Raw genomic sequence first — 16919 nt, 5'->3', positions numbered from 1 at the left:
GACCATCCAAACACCCTGTTGAGTTCTCAAACAACACGCCAACCAAGTCATTTCACTTTCGTGATTTGGCCTCAGCCGGAGCAACCTCTCAACTCTAGCAGCTCCTGATCCTCGTGCAAAACTCAGGTTGATTAACCTGCGTCACACTCGATCGAGGCTCTGATTGAGTCTCTGAGATCCCCGCGAATCAGCTTCCGGATCGCGCCAACACTCCTAAGAGTTTGTCGCTGATCTCCGGCGGCTTCCGGACCGGCCTGTTCGGCTGTTCCGTTCCCCCGCGGGCAATGACAAATATACACGGGCTTAACCAGGCCTGAATCGGGGGGTCCCTTGATCTGACAAAACCTCCTTGAACTGCGGAAACGATGCCATCCTCTAATGCGCCGGCGTCGGAGGGTGCTTAAACCCCGCGCTTGAGGCATCCGATTCCCTGCAAGTACCCGTCGATCTCGGAAGCGCATTGCCGCATCCAGTCGCTCACCCACTGCTGTGCTCTATGCCATTAACTCGCCCGTGTCTCCGGGCTTCTTTATGAGTAGCCGCTCAGCTACTACTCGAAACCTGCGGACGCACCTGATTCAAGAAAACGCAAAAGCCGGGGACCGCCTTTCGGCGATCCCCGGCTGCTCAAGCTGTGAGCGTCGGCCCTACGACTCGCTCGGAACGATGTTCACGAGCTTGCGGCCGCGTTTGCTGGAGAACAGCACCTCGCCCTCGGCGAGCGCGAACAGCGTGTCGTCGCCACCGCGACCGACCAGGTCTCCCGGGTGGTACTTGGTGCCGCGCTGCCGGATGAGGATCTCACCGGCGTTGACGTGCTGGCCTCCGAAGCGCTTCACGCCGAGGCGCTTGGAGTTGGAATCGCGCCCGTTACGGGAGCTGGATGCACCCTTTTTGTGTGCCATCGGTCAACCCCTTACTTCTCGATCCCGGTGACCTTGACGCGGGTCAGCGGCTGACGGTGCCCCTGGCGCTTGTGGTAACCGGTCTTGTTCTTGTACTTGTGGATCTTGATCTTCGGGCCCTTGGTGTGCTCGAGAAGTTCACCGCTCACCGTGACGCCGGAGGCGTCGGTGACCACAGTGCCTTCGTCGACGAGCATTACCGCAGGCAGCGTAAGCGTGTCGCCGGGCTCGCCCTGAAGCTTCTCAACTTCGAGGACGTCGCCCTCGGCGACCTTGTACTGCTTTCCGCCAGTCTTGACGATTGCGTACATGTCGACGCTGGTCTCCTTGGGTCCTCCCCGGTGCGGGGAACAAGTTCCCCGCAGGGGAACGGTGTCTGTCAAATATCGCGGTGTCACGCACCTAAGCCCGCCGATCAGACTCCGAGTCCGTCCACCGCGTGGGCGGGGCGTGGACTCCCCGCCGGGCGGGGATGAAAGCTGAAGGCTCTGCAGGCCGCTCACTAGCGTACGTCATTGACGCGCTGGTTCCGGCATGGGGATCCGGGCGACGCCGCGAACGTCACAGTCCACGGCGCCGTCCCGGAGTCACTCCGAGTCGGTCTCGGCGTCGCCGTCGTTCTCGGGCGGAGCGGCCGCGATCTTCGCGGTCTCCGACGCGGCCGACTTCGGCTCGGACTGCGCGGCCTTCTGACCCGACTGCTTCGAGCCGGACTTCGCGCGTTCCTTCTTGCTCTTCTTCCCGCCGCCGTTGCCGCCGCCGCCGGACGAGGATCCGCCGCCCCCGTTGCGCTTCTTCGAGGAGCCGGTCCCGAGGATCTCATCGGTGTGGATGATCACCCCGCGGCCCTTGCAGTGGTCGCACGGCTCCGAGAACGCCTCGATGAGGCCCTGGCCGACGCGCTTGCGCGTCATCTGGACGAGCCCGAGCGAGGTCACCTCGGTGACCTGGTGCTTGGTGCGGTCGCGGCCCAGGCATTCGGTGAGCCGGCGCAGCACCAGATCACGGTTCGATTCGAGCACCATGTCGATGAAGTCGATGACGATGATGCCGCCGATGTCGCGCAGCCGCAGCTGGCGGACGATCTCCTCGGCCGCCTCCAGGTTGTTGCGCGTGACCGTCTCTTCGAGGTTGCCGCCCTCGCCGGTGAACCGGCCTGTGTTGACGTCGATGACCGTCATCGCCTCGGTCCGGTCGATGACCAGCGAGCCGCCCGACGGCAGGTAGACCTTGCGGTCGAGGGCCTTGAGCAGCTGCTCGTCGACGCGCATCTCGGTGAAGACGTCCTTCGTGCCGGTGTGGCGCTTGAGCCGCGGGAGCAGCTCGGGGGAGACCGATTCAAGGTATTTGTGAATCTCGTCGTACGCTTCGTCGCCCTCCACCAGGATCTCCTTGAAGTCCTCGTTGAAGACGTCACGGACCACCCGGATGAGCACGTCGGGCTCGGAGTGGAGCACCGAGGGCGCGTTGCCCTTCTTGGCCTTGGTCTGGATCTCCTCCCACTCCATCTGGAGCCGGGAGATGTCGCGGGCCAGGTCCTCGGGACCGGCGCCTTCGGCCGCTGTGCGGACGATCACGCCGGCACCTTCGGGCACGAGCTTCTTCAGCGCCGCGCGCAGCCTGGTGCGCTCGCGGTCGGGGAGCTTGCGGGAGATCCCCGAGGCGTTGCCGCCGGGGACGTACACGAGGTGGCGGCCGGACAGCGCGATGTGGCTGGTCAGGCGCGCGCCCTTGTGGCCGACGGGGTCCTTGGTGACCTGGACGAGCACCGAGTCGCCGGGCTTGAGGGCCTGCTCGATCGAGCGGGCCTTGCCGGCCAGGCCGGTGGTGTCCCAGTTGACCTCGCCAGCGTAGAGCACGGCGTTGCGGCCGCGGCCGATGTCGACGAAGGCGGCCTCCATGCTCGGCAGGACGTTCTGGACCTTGCCGAGGTAGACGTTGCCGACCAGGCCCTGAGCTCCGGACTTGGAGACGTAGTGCTCGGCGAGGATGTCGTCTTCGAGAACGGCGGCCTGGGCCTTGCCGCCGCGGAGGCGGACGACCATCTGGCGGTCGACCGATTCGCGGCGCGCGAGGAACTCGGCCTCGCTGACGACCTGGACGCGGTTGCGCCCGCCCTTGCGGCCGTCGCGGCGGCGCTGGCGCTTGGCCTCGAGCCGCGTCGAGCCGGAGACGCCGCGCACGTCGTCGTTCGAGGACTTCTTGGAGGGCGCGCGGACCTTGACGACGACTTCGGCGTCGTCCTCGGTCTTGGTGCTCCGGTCGGACTCCTCGGAGCCGGCCCGCTTGCGGCGGCGGCGTCGACGGCGGGTGACCTCGGGGCCGTCGGACCCGGTCGACTCATCGTCGGCGGTCGACGTCGAGGACCGGTCGTCTTCAGAGTCGTCCTCGTCGTAGTCCTCGTCGGACTCGGAGGCGCTGTCGCCGCCCTTTCCGCGGCCGCGGCCCCGGCGTCCGCGCCGGCCGCGACGGCGGCGGCGCTCCTCGGCGCTCTCGTCGTCGTCGAAGTCATCGTCGTAGTCGTCGACGATCTCCTCTTCGGCGGGTTCGGGCTCCTTGGGCTGCTGGGCCCTGGACTTCTTGGCCGGTGCCTGCTTCTGCTGGCTCTTCTTGGCCTGGGTCTTCTTCTGGGCCCGCTTGGGTTCGGCCGGCTCGTCGCTGACGCGCTCGGGTCGGCGCTCGGTCTTCTTCTCGACCTTCGGCGGGGGTGCGAAGACCGGTACCGCCTGCGGGGCTGCCGCGGCGGGGCGGGATCGCTCCGCTCGCGGCTCGGGTTCGGCGGGTTCTTCTTTTTTGGGTTTCTGCGGCGCCATGAAGGTGACCGCAGCCGCGGGCACCTGTTCGCGCGGCTCGTTCTCGCGCATGCGAATAAATCTCCATTCCAGCCGCCGCCCGGGCGCGTGACGCAGTCTGCGTCCGCTGCCGCACGGGCGCGGCATCAGTAGTGCGGCCATCCTGGCATTCCTTGCCGATCAAGCCGCACCGAAAGCCTCAACTCGTTCCGAGAAAACACCTCTGCCTCGGACGAGTGCCGTCGCGTCCGGCACCGTGAGCAGTGCGGACAGGACCTCTGCGGTCGTACCTTCGTCTATATGTGCGGTACGACAAGGTCGAGTATCGCACACTCTGCGTCATTCGCCGACTCGGACGCCGGGCTGGTGCCCCGCCTCTCAGTTTCAGCGGTCACGATCGGGTGAGATCGGCCGACCCTATGTGGTTGGCACGGACGAAGCCTGGCCCGGGTCCGATGTACTCGATAAGCTAGCTGGCGGCGCAGCGGCGCCCCACGCACGGAGGTCACGGACATCGCATTGCAGGTCATCGACTCGGACGAGTCCGACGAGCCCCAAGGGGAGGGGAAACCCGACACCTACCAGGGGCGGCATCGTGGTGCCGACCGGTTCCGCCAGCTCGCCAGCGCGGGCGGCGTCCTCGCGGCGGTGGTACTCCTGCTCACAGGGGGCGGGACGGTCCTGTTCCGGATGAGCGGCATCGGCGACGCCGAGCCGGGCATCGAGGCGGGCGGGATCGGGAACGTCTGCGACATGGTCGTCGACGAGGAGCTCCTGACGCCGTGGGCGGACGCCGAGCAGGCGCGGGAGCCGTCCGAGAAGACCGAGGACGAGATGCGCACGTTCGGCTGCACGTATGCGGCCGAGCACGCGGGCAGCGATGCCTACCGGCTGGTCACGGTCTTCGCGACGGTGGTCGTGTACGAGTCGGCGGCGGACGCGAGGGCCGCCCACGCGGGGGTTCTGGAGTTCGAGGCCGGCAACGGGCACGAGACGTCTTCTCTGGGCGGGATCGGCGAGCGGGCCTCACTGGCCGTCATCGAGGACGGCGAGGAGTCCGAGGTGCGTCTTCACTCACAGGAGGCGAATTCGACGGTCAGCCTCAACCTGTTCTTGACGGGGGTGCCGCCGGAGGGCGGCGACAGGGAACAGCTGGCTAAGGAACTGGCGTCGGGGCTCATCGACGCGCTCCCCCGGGACCGGAATTGAGCGGCTTCCCTTTAAGCTGGCGGGGACTACCTCGGTGTCAAGTCGACACGCCGAGAATCACCCGCGGAGGATATATTGTGAGCGCCACACCACCCTTTGGCCCGGCTTATGACCAGCCGCCGGACGACGGTCCGCGGCCCGGCCCGAACCAGTGGCGACCTCAGGCGGGCAGGCCGCAGGGGGCACAGGGTGGTCAGGGCCAGGGGCCGGGTGCTCCCGGCGGCCCGGGCGGGAACCGTCCGCAGGCCGGTAGGCCCGCGGCGGGACAGGGCCCGCAGATGCCGGCGGCAGGCGGTAGGCCGCAGGCGGGCGGCCCGCAGGGCGGGCACGGCCCGGTCCGCGGCCAGCCTTCCCCGTACCGGTCGCCGCAGCCCGGCGGCCACCCCGCTCCGCAGCAACCGCCGTCGCCGCCTCGGCCCGCGCAGCAGTACCAGCAGCCCCCGCAGCAGCCCGCCCCTGTCGACGAGGCGCGCTCACCTGAGCCGTTCGAGGAGGCCGCGTTCGCCGACGAGACGTCCGGTTCGTGGGCCGGCGGCGAAGGCACCACGGCGATCGGCAAGCTCGGTTACGTCCCCAAGGAGACACGACGCCGATCGGACTTCCAGAAGGTCCGCAGCCGTGCCCGCAAGTCGAGCCCGATTCCGAAGATCATCGCGGTCGTGGTCGCGCTCGGCCTGGTAGGCGGGGCCGGCTGGTGGTGGCTCAACCGCGACGAGGGCGGTGAAGAGACCGGCGAGGCCGCCCCGAACCTGGCCTACGGCTACAGCGAGGAGCCGTGCTCCCTGGTCGACGCCGCACCGCTGCAGGACTTCGTCGGCGGTGTGGAGCCGGAGTCGGCCGCCGCCGCCGAGGAGAAGAGCCGCGGCTGGGAGCAGTCGTGCGTCCTGACCTACGGGGCGTCGGACAGCGCGGTGGCGCTGCTGGAGTTCGAGGGCATCGCCTTCGAGTCCGACGCGAAGGCGAGCGTGAACTTCGAGCTGGGTGCCCGGGAGGTCAGCGAGATGGCCGACCCGTGGACGCCGGTCGAGCCGGCCCCGGAGATCGGCGACCAGTCCGCGGCGGTGGCGCGGGCCGTCGAGCAAGGCACGTCGAACTACCAGCTCCACCTCCAGGACGACAACGTCTACCTGATCGTTCGCCTGTCGGTGGTCGACTCCGGCCTCGACCAGCAGGGCCTGACCGATCTGACCTCCGAGCTGGCCGGTTCGTACCTGGCCGCTTGGAAGGACGCCTCCTAGACCGAGAGCGCAAGCGAAAGGCGGGCGGGGTCTTCGGACCCCGCCCGCCTTCGTCGTCAGGTCAGTAGGTGCGCATCGGCGCGCCGAACATCTGGGCCTCGATGGAGGTCGGGGCGCACCACAGGTACTTCTCCTTCTGGCCCTTGCGGAGCATGGCGATCATGTCGTCGTGCAGCATCTGGAGCCATTGCAGGACTTCCTGGTTGACGCGGATGCTCGACCGCGCGATCTGAGCCTCCTCGGCCGTCAGGCGCTGGAGGACGGTCATGTGCGCCTCGGAGGTGAGGCTGTCCGCGTAGTTCGTCAGTCGCGGCAGCACGGTCAGCTGGGTGCGCCAGGGTCCGAGGACCGGTTTGGTCTGGGAGCCGCGCTCGCCGACGTCGTAGACGTACAGCGCCGGCGAGTGCTGGCTGGCCTCGACGGTGACCGGCTGGTCGCCTTGGAGGACGGCGAGCCGGTCGTTGCGGTTGGTGGCCGATTCGCCCAGGCCGTTCCACTCCTGGGGGCGGTTGGTGCAGACCGCGACGCGGGTGCCGAGGGCGAGCGCGCGGAAGACCAGCAGGCGCGCGAGATAGACGCCGCCGATGAGGTTGATGCGGGTCTCCTCGGGCCGGAAGAACGGGGCGACGACGGGGACCTGCTCGGCGTCGCGGCCGATGACGAGCCCGGCGGGCGGGCTCGCCGAGGTCATGAGCTCCAGGGCCCGGGCGGTCGGGATCTGCGGCATCGAGCGCAGCGGCTCGATGGCCTGGCCCGCGTCCGAGGCGGTCGCGACGGCGCGGTCGGTGACCGGGAGGCCGTACACGGTGCCTCCGGCGGGGCCGGCCGAGACCTGCGAGACGCCGAACAGGCCCGCCGAGGTCGGCATGGAGCTGACCGGGTTGCCGCTCATCGGCGCGGCGCCGGAGTAGGGCACGCCCGAGTACGGCTGGGCCGAGGCGGGCTGTCCGGAGAACGGCTGCCCCGATATCGGTTGGCCCGAGACGGGCGCTGCCGAGACCGGGGAGACCGAGGGCGCCGACACGGGCGCGGCCGAGACCGGCGCCGAGGACGGGACCGGCGGCTGGGGAGGCTGCGGCATCGGAGGTCGGGACGACTGCGGGGGCGGTACGACCGGGGGTTGTCGTGCCGCAGGCGGCCCGGTCGGCGGCCGGGCCGCAGGGGGCGGCCCGGCCGGCGGCTGCGGAGCGGGAGGCCGGGCGGCAGGCGGCTGCGCCGCGGTCTGCGGGGGTCGGGGCGGGTGCGGCGCGCCGCCGCGGGCCGGGGAGCTCGGCGGGGTGGCCTGTTCTTGGCGCGAGGGGGGAACCGGCGGAGCCGGAGGCTGCATGCCGGTGTTGTCCCCTCGCGGAGCGGCGGGCTGCTGCGGGGGCGGCGGGTGCTGCGAACGCGGCGCGGGCGGGCTCGGCGGCGTGTCCGGCCGACCGGCCGTGGCGCCGCGCCGGGCGACCTTGACCGTGCCGCCGTCCTCGTCGTCGACCGGGGCCTGCTGCGCCTTGTCGCGCTGCTCCTCTTCCTCGTCGCCGCTGTGGTGGCGGCCAGCGCGGAACGAGTCGCCCTGATAGGCGCCGCCCTGGTAGTTCCCGCCGCCGTAGACGTTGCCGTTGCCTCGGTCGCTCATCGGGGACCTCCTCCGGTCGGGGCGGAAGCGTACGCGGCGGGGCCGTGTTCGCCGTCGAGTCGCTGCAACCGGACACCGAGCTGGTCGGCGACGTTGAGCATCTGGTTCTGCGCCGACTCCCACGACGCCTGGTCGAGAGCCAGGCGGACCACCGCGTCCACGGCGAGCTGGCGTCCGGTGACGCGGCCGTCGGGGCTGACCTTGCCGGAGGTTCCGGCGGTGACCGCGATGGAGACGGTGACGAATGCCGCCGGGATGCCGGACAGGGAGTCGACCGTGCGGTGCAAGGCCTGGGCGTCACCCGGCCACTTGGTGATCCGGTAGGCGACGTGGCGCAGACCGTCTGCGTACCAGTGGTTCCAATCCTCGGCGGTGCGATCGCCCGGCACCGGCGCGAAGGCCACGCCGAGCGACTGCTGCACCGCTTCGCGGACGCCTTCGGCGTCGAGGATGCGGTTCGGGACGCCGACGTTGCCGAGCAGTTTGGACACACGCTGCGCGGTGGAGGCGAGTGCCTTGTAGACGCCGTCGACCTCGCCGCCGCGATCGGCGGTGGCCTCGCGCGCGTCGCGGGCGCCGAGCCGCACGGCCAGCCACGCCTTGTGGTGGACGACGGCGGGGTAGTCGCCGAGCAGTTCGCGGTAGGAGCGGGCGGCGGCGCTGCTGTCGTAGGCGGCCAGGCCGACAGGGGTGGTGTGGCCGACGAGCTGGACGGCGGTGACGGGCACCGACGTCTCGTCGAAGAGCCGCTCCAGGCGCTCCAAGGGGATCGCCTTGGTGACGCCGTCGGAGCTGCCGATCTCGATCACGGTGAACCAGCCGCCGTTGTCGTGTCCGATGCCGACGTTCTCGTCGCGGTCCTCGACGCCGGTGATGCCGAGGTCGGGCGCGATGCGGTGGAGGACCTCGGTGAGCTGCTCGGGGTCGAGCGCGCGGACGCGGCGACGGAGCCTGGAGCGCATCGGCACCGTCTGGTACCACCAGTAGTCGCCCTTGCGCCAGAACGCGACGACCATGATGGCCAGTGCGACGGCGCCTCCGGCGGCCTGGATCGGCAGCGAGAACGCCAAGCAGGCCAAGGCGACCGTCAAGGCCACCTCGACCGCGATGAGCTGCGCGACGGTCAGCGGGCCGAGCCTGCCCGAGGAGCGCGTCGTGAACACGACCGTCTCGCCCGGGGCCGGTCCGCCCTGCTGCTCCTGCACAGACGCGGTGCCGCGAGCCTCCTGCTGCCCCTGCAACATCGTCATTTTGCGACGTCTCCATCGTGAAGGTGAGTGGTCGTACCTATCGTAAGCGGGCGAGTCCACCCAGCGGTGACCCCCCGAGGCGTGGTGCGGGTGAACCTGCTCGTTGGCGGCCCGGCGTTAGACTGGCCGGGTGCGAATCCTCCCCCGTCTTCCTCTCTATACCGCCGTTGCCGCACTGGCGTCGACTTGCGTTCTGGCGCTGGCGGCTACACCCGCGTCGGCGCAGTTCGACACGCCTGCACTGGGAGCCGACGACCAGATCCCGTGCCAGCCACCGTCCACACCGCAGGAGGGCATCACCGCAAGCGCGTGGGGCAACGAATTCATCGGCGCCGAGGAGGCGCACGAGTACAACCGGGGCACGTTCGACAACGGGGATCCGGTGACGATCGCCGTCATCGACTCGGGCGTGCAGGCGGACCTTGACATCTTCGGCGGCCGCGTCCTCGACGGCTTCGACCCTTGGGATCCCGGCAGCGCCGGCAAGTGCGACGCGTACCGCCACGGGACCGGTGTCGCCGCCATCGCGGCCGGGGGCGCGGAGGGCGACCAGTTCATCGGTGTCGCCCCGGAGGCGAACATCCTTCCGCTGCGCGCCTTCGAAGGCGAGGAGGGCGCGGACGAGAAGCGCGCGGACATGATCGCCGACCTGATCACCGACGCGGTCGCGAACGACGCCGACGTCGTCAACCTCTCGATCGCCGCGCCGCACACCCCGAAACTGCAGGACGCGGTCGAGGATGCCATAGCGGCGGGCGTTGTCGTCGTCGCGGCGACCGGCAACGGGAACCTCCACATGGACGACCCCCGCATTGCGGTGGACGACGCCAAGTTCTATCCGGCGAACTACCCCGATGTCATCGCCGTGGGCGCGCACAATCCGTCGGGGAACTTCTACGAGAAGACCAACTACGGCGACAACATGGACCTGCTCGCGCCCGGGGACCAGGTGACCTACCCGTACCCGGGCGGCGGCTGGTACAACGACTCGGGCACCAGCTTCGCGGCGCCGTACGTGGCCGGGGCGGCAGCGCTGCTCAAGGGCAACTTCGGGAAGGACACGAGTCCTGCGTGGATCGAGCAGCGGCTGAAGGAAACGGCGATCCCTCCGCCGAACGACTTCAACATCTACCAGGGCCACGGAGTGCTGAACGTCTTCAACGCCATGACATACCCGGATGCCGAAGAGGACGCGGGCGAGGAGCCGGCGGAACCGGCGCCGATCGCGGACGACGAGGACCGGCCGCAGATCGACCCGATCCCCGTGGGCTACGACCCGCTCGGTACTGAGAAGACGATCGCGTGGGCGAGTCTGGGCGCCGCGGCGGTGCTGATCATCCTCGTGCTGGTCTTGAGGAAGCTCATTCCGAACGGTCGGCGGCGCGGGTGGCGTCCTGGCAGTCGCAAGGAGTACGACCTCCCGGAGAAGTCCGAAGCGGACACGGCTTAGCCGCGGACGGCGAAGAACCCGGGCGATCCCGCGATCAGCCCGGGTTCCTGTTCTCGTCGCGACGAGGAAGCCTTAGGCGCCGAAGCGAGCCGCGTTCGCGGCCTCGGTCTCCGCGTAGCGCTGCTTGGCGTTGTTGACAGCGTTGCCGACGCCGATGAGGATCTCGTTGATCTTCTCGAACGCCTGGTCCCACTGGAGCTTGGACTCCTCGTAGGCCGACTTGTCGGCACCCTGCCAGTCCATGTTGTCGAGCTGCGTACGCAGGTCGGTCAGCGTGCCGTCCATCTCGCCGGACTGCGACTGGATCTGCGCGTACGCCGACTCGAGTTCCTCGTAGCTAAGTGCGATACGTCCCATGGTGGTTCACCTCTTTCCTTGGGTGGGGGTTGTCTTAGAGCTCGCCGTCGTAGGCGCTGAAGTCGGAACTGGACTCGGCGTCCTGCTCAGCAGTCGCGGCGGCACTGGAGTCGAGCTGGTCGGCGATGTCCTGAAGGGCGTCGAGCAGCTTGGCGGCCTGGACGTCCCACTGCTCCATGACCCGCTGGAACGCGCCAGCGCCCGCACCGGTCCACGAAGCGGCGAGGTCATCGCAGAGCGCCTTGAGGCTCGCGAGGTTCCCGTCGACCGAGAGCTTTGCGTTAACGGTGTCGACAGCAGCTTGGCGGACTGTATCTTCGTCCATTGCGACATTGCCGCTCATCGTCTCACCTCCATGTGATTGAACCGGGGGCTGTGGCGCTAGAAGGCCTAGGCCGACAGGGGTATCCCAGTGAGTTTTTCATCGATTCCGCAGTCACCATAGCCCGTCCGTGCAAACTCACCGGGCTGGCGGTGCGTCTCTCAGTTTACAAGTGGTGACCCGCGCCGTGTATCCCCACATCGTGCCAAGCCCCTCAAGCCGTGACGAAGCCCCCGCAACCCCTTCAGTGCGCCCGTTCGGGTTCGATCCCGCCGACTCACGAACACTACGAAGAGCATTCCCCTGATAACCTGTCTCGATTCGCATCTCAGGCGATCCCCGCGCTGCTCCCCGAAGGAGACGCCCTTGCTTCCGACCGGATCCGACCATGAGTGAGTTCAGCATCGAGCCCGAGGAGGTTCGTGGAGCCGCAGAGACCATGTTCGAGGTCTCCGACGAGATCTACGAGAAGATGAGGACCGTGGGCGATGCAGCTGCCGCCCTGGAGGGTTCGGCGGACACCGTCGAGTTCACAGGCATCGCCGAAGTGCTGCAGGCCAGCGAGATCTGGGAGTGCGACTACATCGCCACTCACCGGGCCGACATCGAGGACCTGGCCGAATTCCTCACCGTCCACGCCGAGACCAGCATCGAGAACGACAAGTATGTCGCCTCGATGTTCGACCGATACGCCACATCGGATGATTTCCCCTTCGATCCGGACTACCGCACCGCCCCACCCGCCGAGCGCCCTGCGCCCGACCCTGCCGACCAGATGCCGCGCGGCGGCGAGAGCCTGGCGGTGTGAGGCCATGGCGATCACCTACACCGGCCTCCTGGAAGCCGATTTCAGCAAGCTCGAAAATGCCGGCGAGACTTGGATCTCATTGGGCGGCGGGCTTGAATCGAGCGCCGGTGAACTCGAGGACCTCAAACGCAGCGACGGCTCGAAGCTCGGCGCCGACAACTGGTTCGGCGACACCCCCGATTGGGGACGTGAGCGACTGCGCGACATCGTGCTCGCGATCGACGACCGCGCCGCAGCGGCCCGCCGGGTCGGCATCGCGATCACCGATGCGGCCGCGGCCTTCAAGTCCTGCCAAAGCGACCTGAGCGATGTCATCGCCGAAATCGACCGCGAGCGGGCGCATCTCACCGACACCGGCTCGGTCATCCCTGACACGTCCCGGGGAACCGACAACGTCACCTATGCCGAGACCATCGCGTCCCGAATAAGGACCATTCTGGAGACCGCGGAGGAGACGGACGAGACCCTCAAAGCCGCGGTCGGGATGTTCGCGGAGACCATGACCGCCGATGAGCGGCGAAATCTCGCCGCCCAAGCAGAAGGACCGGCGGCCGAACTCCAGGAGCTGATCGACGCGGGCTCCTCGCCGGAGAAGGTGAACGACTGGTGGGAATCCCTCGACGAGCAGGAACGGCTGGCGCTGCTCGAAGCCAATCCCGAACTCATCGGCCCAGTCGACGGCATCCCCACGGACTTCCGCGACACTGCCAACCGCGAACTCCTCGACCGAGAACTCGGCCGATTCGATCCCGTGCTCGACTCTGAGATCGCGGATCTCCAAGCCCGACTCGACGAGATGGAGGCCAGCGGCGACCGGTATTCCGGCATCAGCGATCTTGGTGTGCCGTATACCAGCGACGAATACAGTGCGCTAGCCGCACAGCTCGGTGCTCTGCAGGAGGAACGCGATCGGCGCGACGCGCTGACCGGACTTCAGGACGCGATCACCGGCCAGGCCGACACGGGGCAGGAGCACTTCCTTCTCGGCTATGACTCAGCCGGAGACGGCAAGGCGATCGTCTCGGTCGGCAACCCCGACACCGCCGACAACACCGCGGTCTACGTCCCAGGCACCACCTCCGACCTGGGCAACTTTCCCGGCTCGATCGACCGGGCAGAGACTATGGCATCGGATGCTCGGTTCTACGACCCTAATCGCGAGACCGCGGTGGTCGCCTGGCTCGACTACGACGCGCCAGACGATGTCGTTCCCGACGCCGGGGATCACTCCTACGCGAAAGATGCTGGGCCCGTCTTGTCCCAATTCAGCTACGCGCTGGAAGCCACCCACCACGGTTCGGATAGCGCGCATACCACGATCGTCGGGCACTCGTATGGGACGACGGTGGTAGGCCACACTGCCTCCGAATACGGCGTCGAGGCCGACAAGATCATCGCGGTCGCGAGCCCTGGCCTGGACACCGTGAGCGCCGGGGACCTTGGAGTCGGCGCGGAGAACGTCTATGTCACCACCGCCGAAGGCGACGATATCCGCTACACCACCGACACTTTCAGTGACATCAAGAACACTGCGACGGCAGGAGGAGCGCTCGGAGAGTTCGCCCCCGCCGACGCTCAAGGTGACGGATCGTACGCTTGGCACGGGCCGACTAACCCCCTTCATGATGACTACGGCGCCAACGTCTTCGCTAGCAACGCCACCGATGCCGCGGGCAACTCCACCAATGACGGTGGCGACATACACGGCGGTTACTGGGCTGAAGGCAACATTGCCCGCGAGAACATTGCCTACATAATCAGTGACCAGACCGATCGAGTCACCAGCGCCGAGGAGTACGTCCAGTGAACCGAGCACTGTCCCTCCGCACCGATCCGCGAACGTTGCTGTCAGCGATACTTGCCTTTACCACCTTGACTGCCGCTGGAGGATGCGTGAACACCGCCGGGTCCGAGGAAACGCCGCCGGAACGTGAGTTCGACCAATCAACCGCTTGGGAGCGTCTGGAGGAGGCGGCCGCCGAGGCGATCGCCGACCTTCCCGACTTTCCGGGTTTCGAAGTCCGCACCATGAAGATGCTCGAGTGCGAGCATGACGGCGAGGTCGACGAGAAATACGTCAACCTCGAGCTCGGCTATCAGTTCAGCAGAGACGTTTCCGACTACGAACTGGTTCGAGAGGCCTATCGGACAGAGCTTCGTGCTTTGTGGGAGCAGGAGGGGTATGACATCCACAGGGACGCGCAAAGGGGCGATGACCCTCCGCACTACTCGCTTGAGGCACGGCGACCCGACGGGATCAATTACTGGTATCGGGTAGCCGGTCTTGTGGAACTCGCGGTCCAGTCCGGGTGCGTGAAGGCCATCGATGGCTTCGTTGCCGAGTGCCCTGACCCGCTGGGCGGCGTCACCGAAGAGAACGACCGCGCCCGGGACGATTGCATCGCAACCGACACCACCTACTCCCAGGAGCCGTCCGAAGCGGAGTCCGATCAGGCGATCGCTCCGTTCCGGTGGCCGGCCCGCTTACGGGAGCTGCGGACCGGCCCGTGCAAATCATCGACCGCTGCGGATCCGCTCTTCGAGGAGACGGTGACGGTGGTGCCAGGTGAAGCCGGCGATGTCGAGGATTGCAGCGGTGACGCCCTCCTTCTGAGCCCATTCGAGGTGTCGAGGCTCGGAAGTGGAAAAGCCCGGAGTGGGACTGTCCAGGCCGGTCACGTGGCCGAGCACCTCGCGAGACGGTTCTGTGAAAGTGAGTAGGAAGGCCGGGCGCCCGACGATGAGGGCGAACTCGATGCGGTGGCGGTCGACTTCCCTTGTGGCAAGGACAGGCAGACCGACCGCCGGGTCGTCCGTTTCCCCGAGCGCAGGCATGGAGGCGACTTGGAGCGGCAGTCGGTTCATCTCCGTCTGATACGCCGGTCGGTTGCGGTGCGGCGAGTAGCGGTTCACAGTGCACCGCCTTTGGCCACCGGATGAAGAGAATCGAAGTTGTTCTCCCAGGCCACGATGTAGGGCGTATTTGCGGGCGTTCGCGGGGCGGGTCGATTGGTGGGGAGCCGCCGGAGCTCGGCGGAGTCGTCGACGCTGGAGCTGACGTTGGACGAGGTAGAAGATCCCTTGAAGACGGCGACGATCCAGCGGACGAGGCGGAGCAGGGTCGCGATCGTGCGCCCGGATTCGCGTTCAGCCGCCGAGAAGGTGGACGTGTGGGCGGCGGCGAGCGGCTCGGAATCCACCAGCCACCGGTCCCAGGCATCCTCGCGCAGGTCCGAGAACCGGTACGGCTCTTCCCCTGCGAGCTCCTCGTCGCTCGTGAACCGTCGGCGGCGCGGGTGCGGAGACGGCCGGGACTCGGCGACCGGCTCCGGCTCTTGTTCCCAAGGCGGAATCGGATCGGGCAACTCGCCGCGCCGATGGCGACCGGTGCGCCGGTCCTGACGCCAACCCGGTGTCCCGTACGGGCCCGGGTCCTCGGGGTCGTACGGTTTCCCACCGATCTCGAAGGTATCCCCGGGCTGATGCCGCAGGTGCGGCGGCTCGTAACGCGGCGAAGCCGGATCGGAATCCGGCGCTTCAACATCGCACAGGTCCGGACGCGTTTGATACCGGTACGCACCAGGCGTCGCCGGATCAGGTGAGCCGTCGAGCAGGAACAGACGGCGCCCTGCCCAGTCGAAGTACCCCTGGCCTGGGACTTCGCTCAGGCCAGGGTTGTCGGGATGCGGGTACTCGTACGAGTTTCGCTCTACCGCCTCGGGGCGTTCTTGGCGTACGCTGACAGAGACCATGGAGGGTTTCCTTCCGATGGTTTGTGGGGGCGAGCCGCCGACTGGATTTGGTCGTTTGGACGGCGGCTCGCCGTCTTCCATATTCGGTTGGATCTGAAGAGACGCGCACTGCGCGCACCAAAAAGCGTTACACACCGTTGCGACGATTCTCAAGCAGCGACACGCCGCCCGACCGGAAGCGTCCAGAGCCTCACCGCGCGAATCCCACAGTATGGGAGTTGGTGCATCCGCGTGCCCTACGGGCAGTGGAATCTTCGATACCCTCACGTAGCGGACAGATCCACCACACTCCGCGCCCCCCCTTGTGCCCCAACTCCCCTGGAGGATCCGCCTTGAGTGGAAGAACCTTCGATCCCGAAGAGACCAGACGTGTCGGCACAGAATCGGTTCCGAAACTCGCCGCCGATTACCAGCGTGCCGTGGCGATCGCCTACCAGGCCGGAAGTGAACGAGACGGCGCAATCTCCCCGGAACTCCATGCGGACTTCGACGCCTACTTCAAGTTGATGTACAACGCCTGCTATGAGACCGCCGAAAACCTTGACAGACTTGGACCTGCCCTAGTCGCCATCGCCGACGACGATGATCTGACAGAAGGCGAGATCACCAAGGAACTCGAGGAAGCGGCAACTGAGACCCAAACCGACTTCGCGGAGGAGGGCTATATTCACATCAGCGAAGGCGACACGGTTACCGACTTCGATCAGGCCCCCAACTCCTATGAAGATCAGCTCACTGGCAGAGGTTCCCCCGAGGAGGACGAACAGTGAGCTTCTTCGACGACCTCAAGGACGCCGTCAATCGCCTCACCGCCGACGACTATGACATTGCTGCGGTCCCGACGAAGAAAGAGCTGTTCGACAGGATCGAGAACTTCACTGAGCCGATCCGTATGGCAACCGTCCGCGAGGTGGCTTCCAGGTATTACCCGACCTACACTGAGGTCATCAACTACTCCCGCGAGGAGTTCGACCTGTATTTGGCCGCTTCGGCTGACGGTGTTCACGACGCGCTCTACCAGTACCAGTGGCACGATGGCCTCGGCTGTACACTCCCGACCCAAAAAGGCCTGGAAGACCACGCACGGGGCAACGGCGTCGATCCGGCCGCGCTCGGCCCCGACCCCACGCAAGTCATCAATGAGATCGCCGCTGAGTCCACCCGCCAGACCAGTGATCCAGGGCTTGATCAAGTTCCGCGCTGGTGTGGAAGGTCTGG

At 67.3% G+C, this 16919-nt stretch carries 15 protein-coding genes and 1 pseudogene; 8 read left to right on the top strand and 8 right to left on the bottom strand.

Features of this window, described 5'->3' with window-relative positions; all coding sequences use genetic code 11:
* Positions 1 to 647: 647 nt before the first annotated feature.
* The 3 genes and pseudogenes from rpmA to L0U85_RS19300 form a co-directional block, all read right to left on the bottom strand.
* On the bottom strand, positions 648 to 905 hold the full coding sequence (gene rpmA, locus L0U85_RS19310) for a 50S ribosomal protein L27 (protein ID WP_241379400.1): 258 nt from the start codon (positions 903 to 905) through the stop codon (positions 648 to 650).
* 11 nt (positions 906 to 916) lie between these two features.
* Positions 917 to 1216, bottom strand: coding sequence for a 50S ribosomal protein L21 (gene rplU, locus L0U85_RS19305; RefSeq protein ID WP_026924852.1), 300 nt, complete (start codon positions 1214 to 1216; stop codon positions 917 to 919).
* Between the two features lie 510 nt (positions 1217 to 1726).
* Positions 1727 to 3827: pseudogene (locus tag L0U85_RS19300) on the bottom strand (Rne/Rng family ribonuclease); the annotation flags it as partial.
* Between the two features lie 389 nt (positions 3828 to 4216).
* Here L0U85_RS19300 and L0U85_RS19295 point away from each other — a divergent pair.
* Positions 4217 to 4906: a hypothetical protein gene (locus L0U85_RS19295; RefSeq protein WP_241379398.1), complete on the top strand. Its 690-nt coding sequence runs from the start codon at positions 4217 to 4219 to the stop codon at positions 4904 to 4906.
* Positions 4907 to 5184: 278 nt separating this feature from the next.
* Positions 5185 to 6144, top strand: a complete 960-nt coding sequence (locus L0U85_RS19290) for a hypothetical protein (RefSeq protein WP_241379396.1) — start codon at positions 5185 to 5187, stop codon at positions 6142 to 6144.
* 61 nt (positions 6145 to 6205) lie between these two features.
* Here L0U85_RS19290 and L0U85_RS19285 read toward each other — a convergent pair whose 3' ends face one another.
* The gene (locus L0U85_RS19285; protein WP_241379401.1) at positions 6206 to 7762 is read right to left on the bottom strand and encodes a hypothetical protein; all 1557 of its coding nucleotides are present in this window, start codon (positions 7760 to 7762) and stop codon (positions 6206 to 6208) included.
* Positions 7759 to 9012, bottom strand: coding sequence for a type VII secretion protein EccE (eccE, locus tag L0U85_RS19280; protein ID WP_241379395.1), 1254 nt, complete (start codon positions 9010 to 9012; stop codon positions 7759 to 7761). Before eccE ends, L0U85_RS19285 begins: the two co-directional genes overlap by 4 nt.
* Before the next feature lie 130 nt (positions 9013 to 9142).
* Here eccE and L0U85_RS19275 point away from each other — a divergent pair, with 130 nt between their 5' ends.
* Entirely contained in the window at positions 9143 to 10462 is a 1320-nt protein-coding gene (locus L0U85_RS19275; RefSeq protein ID WP_241379392.1) for a S8 family serine peptidase, read from the top strand.
* Between the two features lie 72 nt (positions 10463 to 10534).
* On the opposite strand, the gene L0U85_RS19270 is transcribed toward L0U85_RS19275, so the two are convergent.
* Entirely contained in the window at positions 10535 to 10819 is a 285-nt protein-coding gene (locus tag L0U85_RS19270) for a WXG100 family type VII secretion target (protein WP_241379390.1), read from the bottom strand.
* Positions 10820 to 10853: 34 nt separating this feature from the next.
* Positions 10854 to 11162 carry a WXG100 family type VII secretion target gene (locus L0U85_RS19265; RefSeq protein WP_241379388.1) on the bottom strand — a complete coding sequence of 103 codons (309 nt, stop codon included), beginning with the start codon at positions 11160 to 11162 and terminating at the stop codon, positions 10854 to 10856.
* A gap of 367 nt (positions 11163 to 11529) precedes the next feature.
* On the opposite strand from L0U85_RS19265, the gene L0U85_RS19260 reads away from it, so the two are divergent.
* The 3 genes from L0U85_RS19260 to L0U85_RS19250 all read left to right on the top strand — a co-directional run bounded on the left by L0U85_RS19260 (position 11530) and on the right by L0U85_RS19250 (position 14670).
* Positions 11530 to 11949 carry a hypothetical protein gene (locus L0U85_RS19260; RefSeq protein ID WP_241379387.1) on the top strand — a complete coding sequence of 140 codons (420 nt, stop codon included), beginning with the start codon at positions 11530 to 11532 and terminating at the stop codon, positions 11947 to 11949.
* Between the two features lie 4 nt (positions 11950 to 11953).
* Entirely contained in the window at positions 11954 to 13756 is a 1803-nt protein-coding gene (locus L0U85_RS19255) for an alpha/beta hydrolase (RefSeq protein ID WP_241379386.1), read from the top strand.
* A gap of 86 nt (positions 13757 to 13842) precedes the next feature.
* The gene (locus L0U85_RS19250) at positions 13843 to 14670 is read left to right on the top strand and encodes a hypothetical protein (RefSeq protein ID WP_241379385.1); all 828 of its coding nucleotides are present in this window, start codon (positions 13843 to 13845) and stop codon (positions 14668 to 14670) included.
* 188 nt (positions 14671 to 14858) lie between these two features.
* Here the strand turns inward: L0U85_RS19250 and L0U85_RS19245 are convergent, their stop codons facing one another.
* Positions 14859 to 15701 (bottom strand): hypothetical protein, encoded by an 843-nt coding sequence (locus L0U85_RS19245; protein WP_241379384.1) that lies wholly within the window; start codon positions 15699 to 15701, stop codon positions 14859 to 14861.
* A gap of 332 nt (positions 15702 to 16033) precedes the next feature.
* Between L0U85_RS19245 and L0U85_RS19240 the strand changes: the two genes are divergently transcribed.
* Together L0U85_RS19240 and L0U85_RS19235 are read left to right on the top strand one after the other, a co-directional pair.
* On the top strand, positions 16034 to 16471 hold the full coding sequence (locus tag L0U85_RS19240; RefSeq protein ID WP_241379383.1) for a hypothetical protein: 438 nt from the start codon (positions 16034 to 16036) through the stop codon (positions 16469 to 16471).
* Positions 16468 to 16919 (top strand): hypothetical protein (locus L0U85_RS19235; protein ID WP_241379382.1); only part of this gene is annotated, 452 nt, incomplete at its 3' end. The genes L0U85_RS19240 and L0U85_RS19235, both read left to right, overlap by 4 nt.

The sequence above is a fragment of the Glycomyces sp. L485 genome, from assembly GCF_022548875.1.
Lineage (GTDB): Bacteria > Actinomycetota > Actinomycetes > Mycobacteriales > Micromonosporaceae > Glycomyces.
The sequence above is the reverse complement of the archived record's forward strand: the minus strand, read 5'-3'. Positions and strand labels throughout refer to the sequence as shown.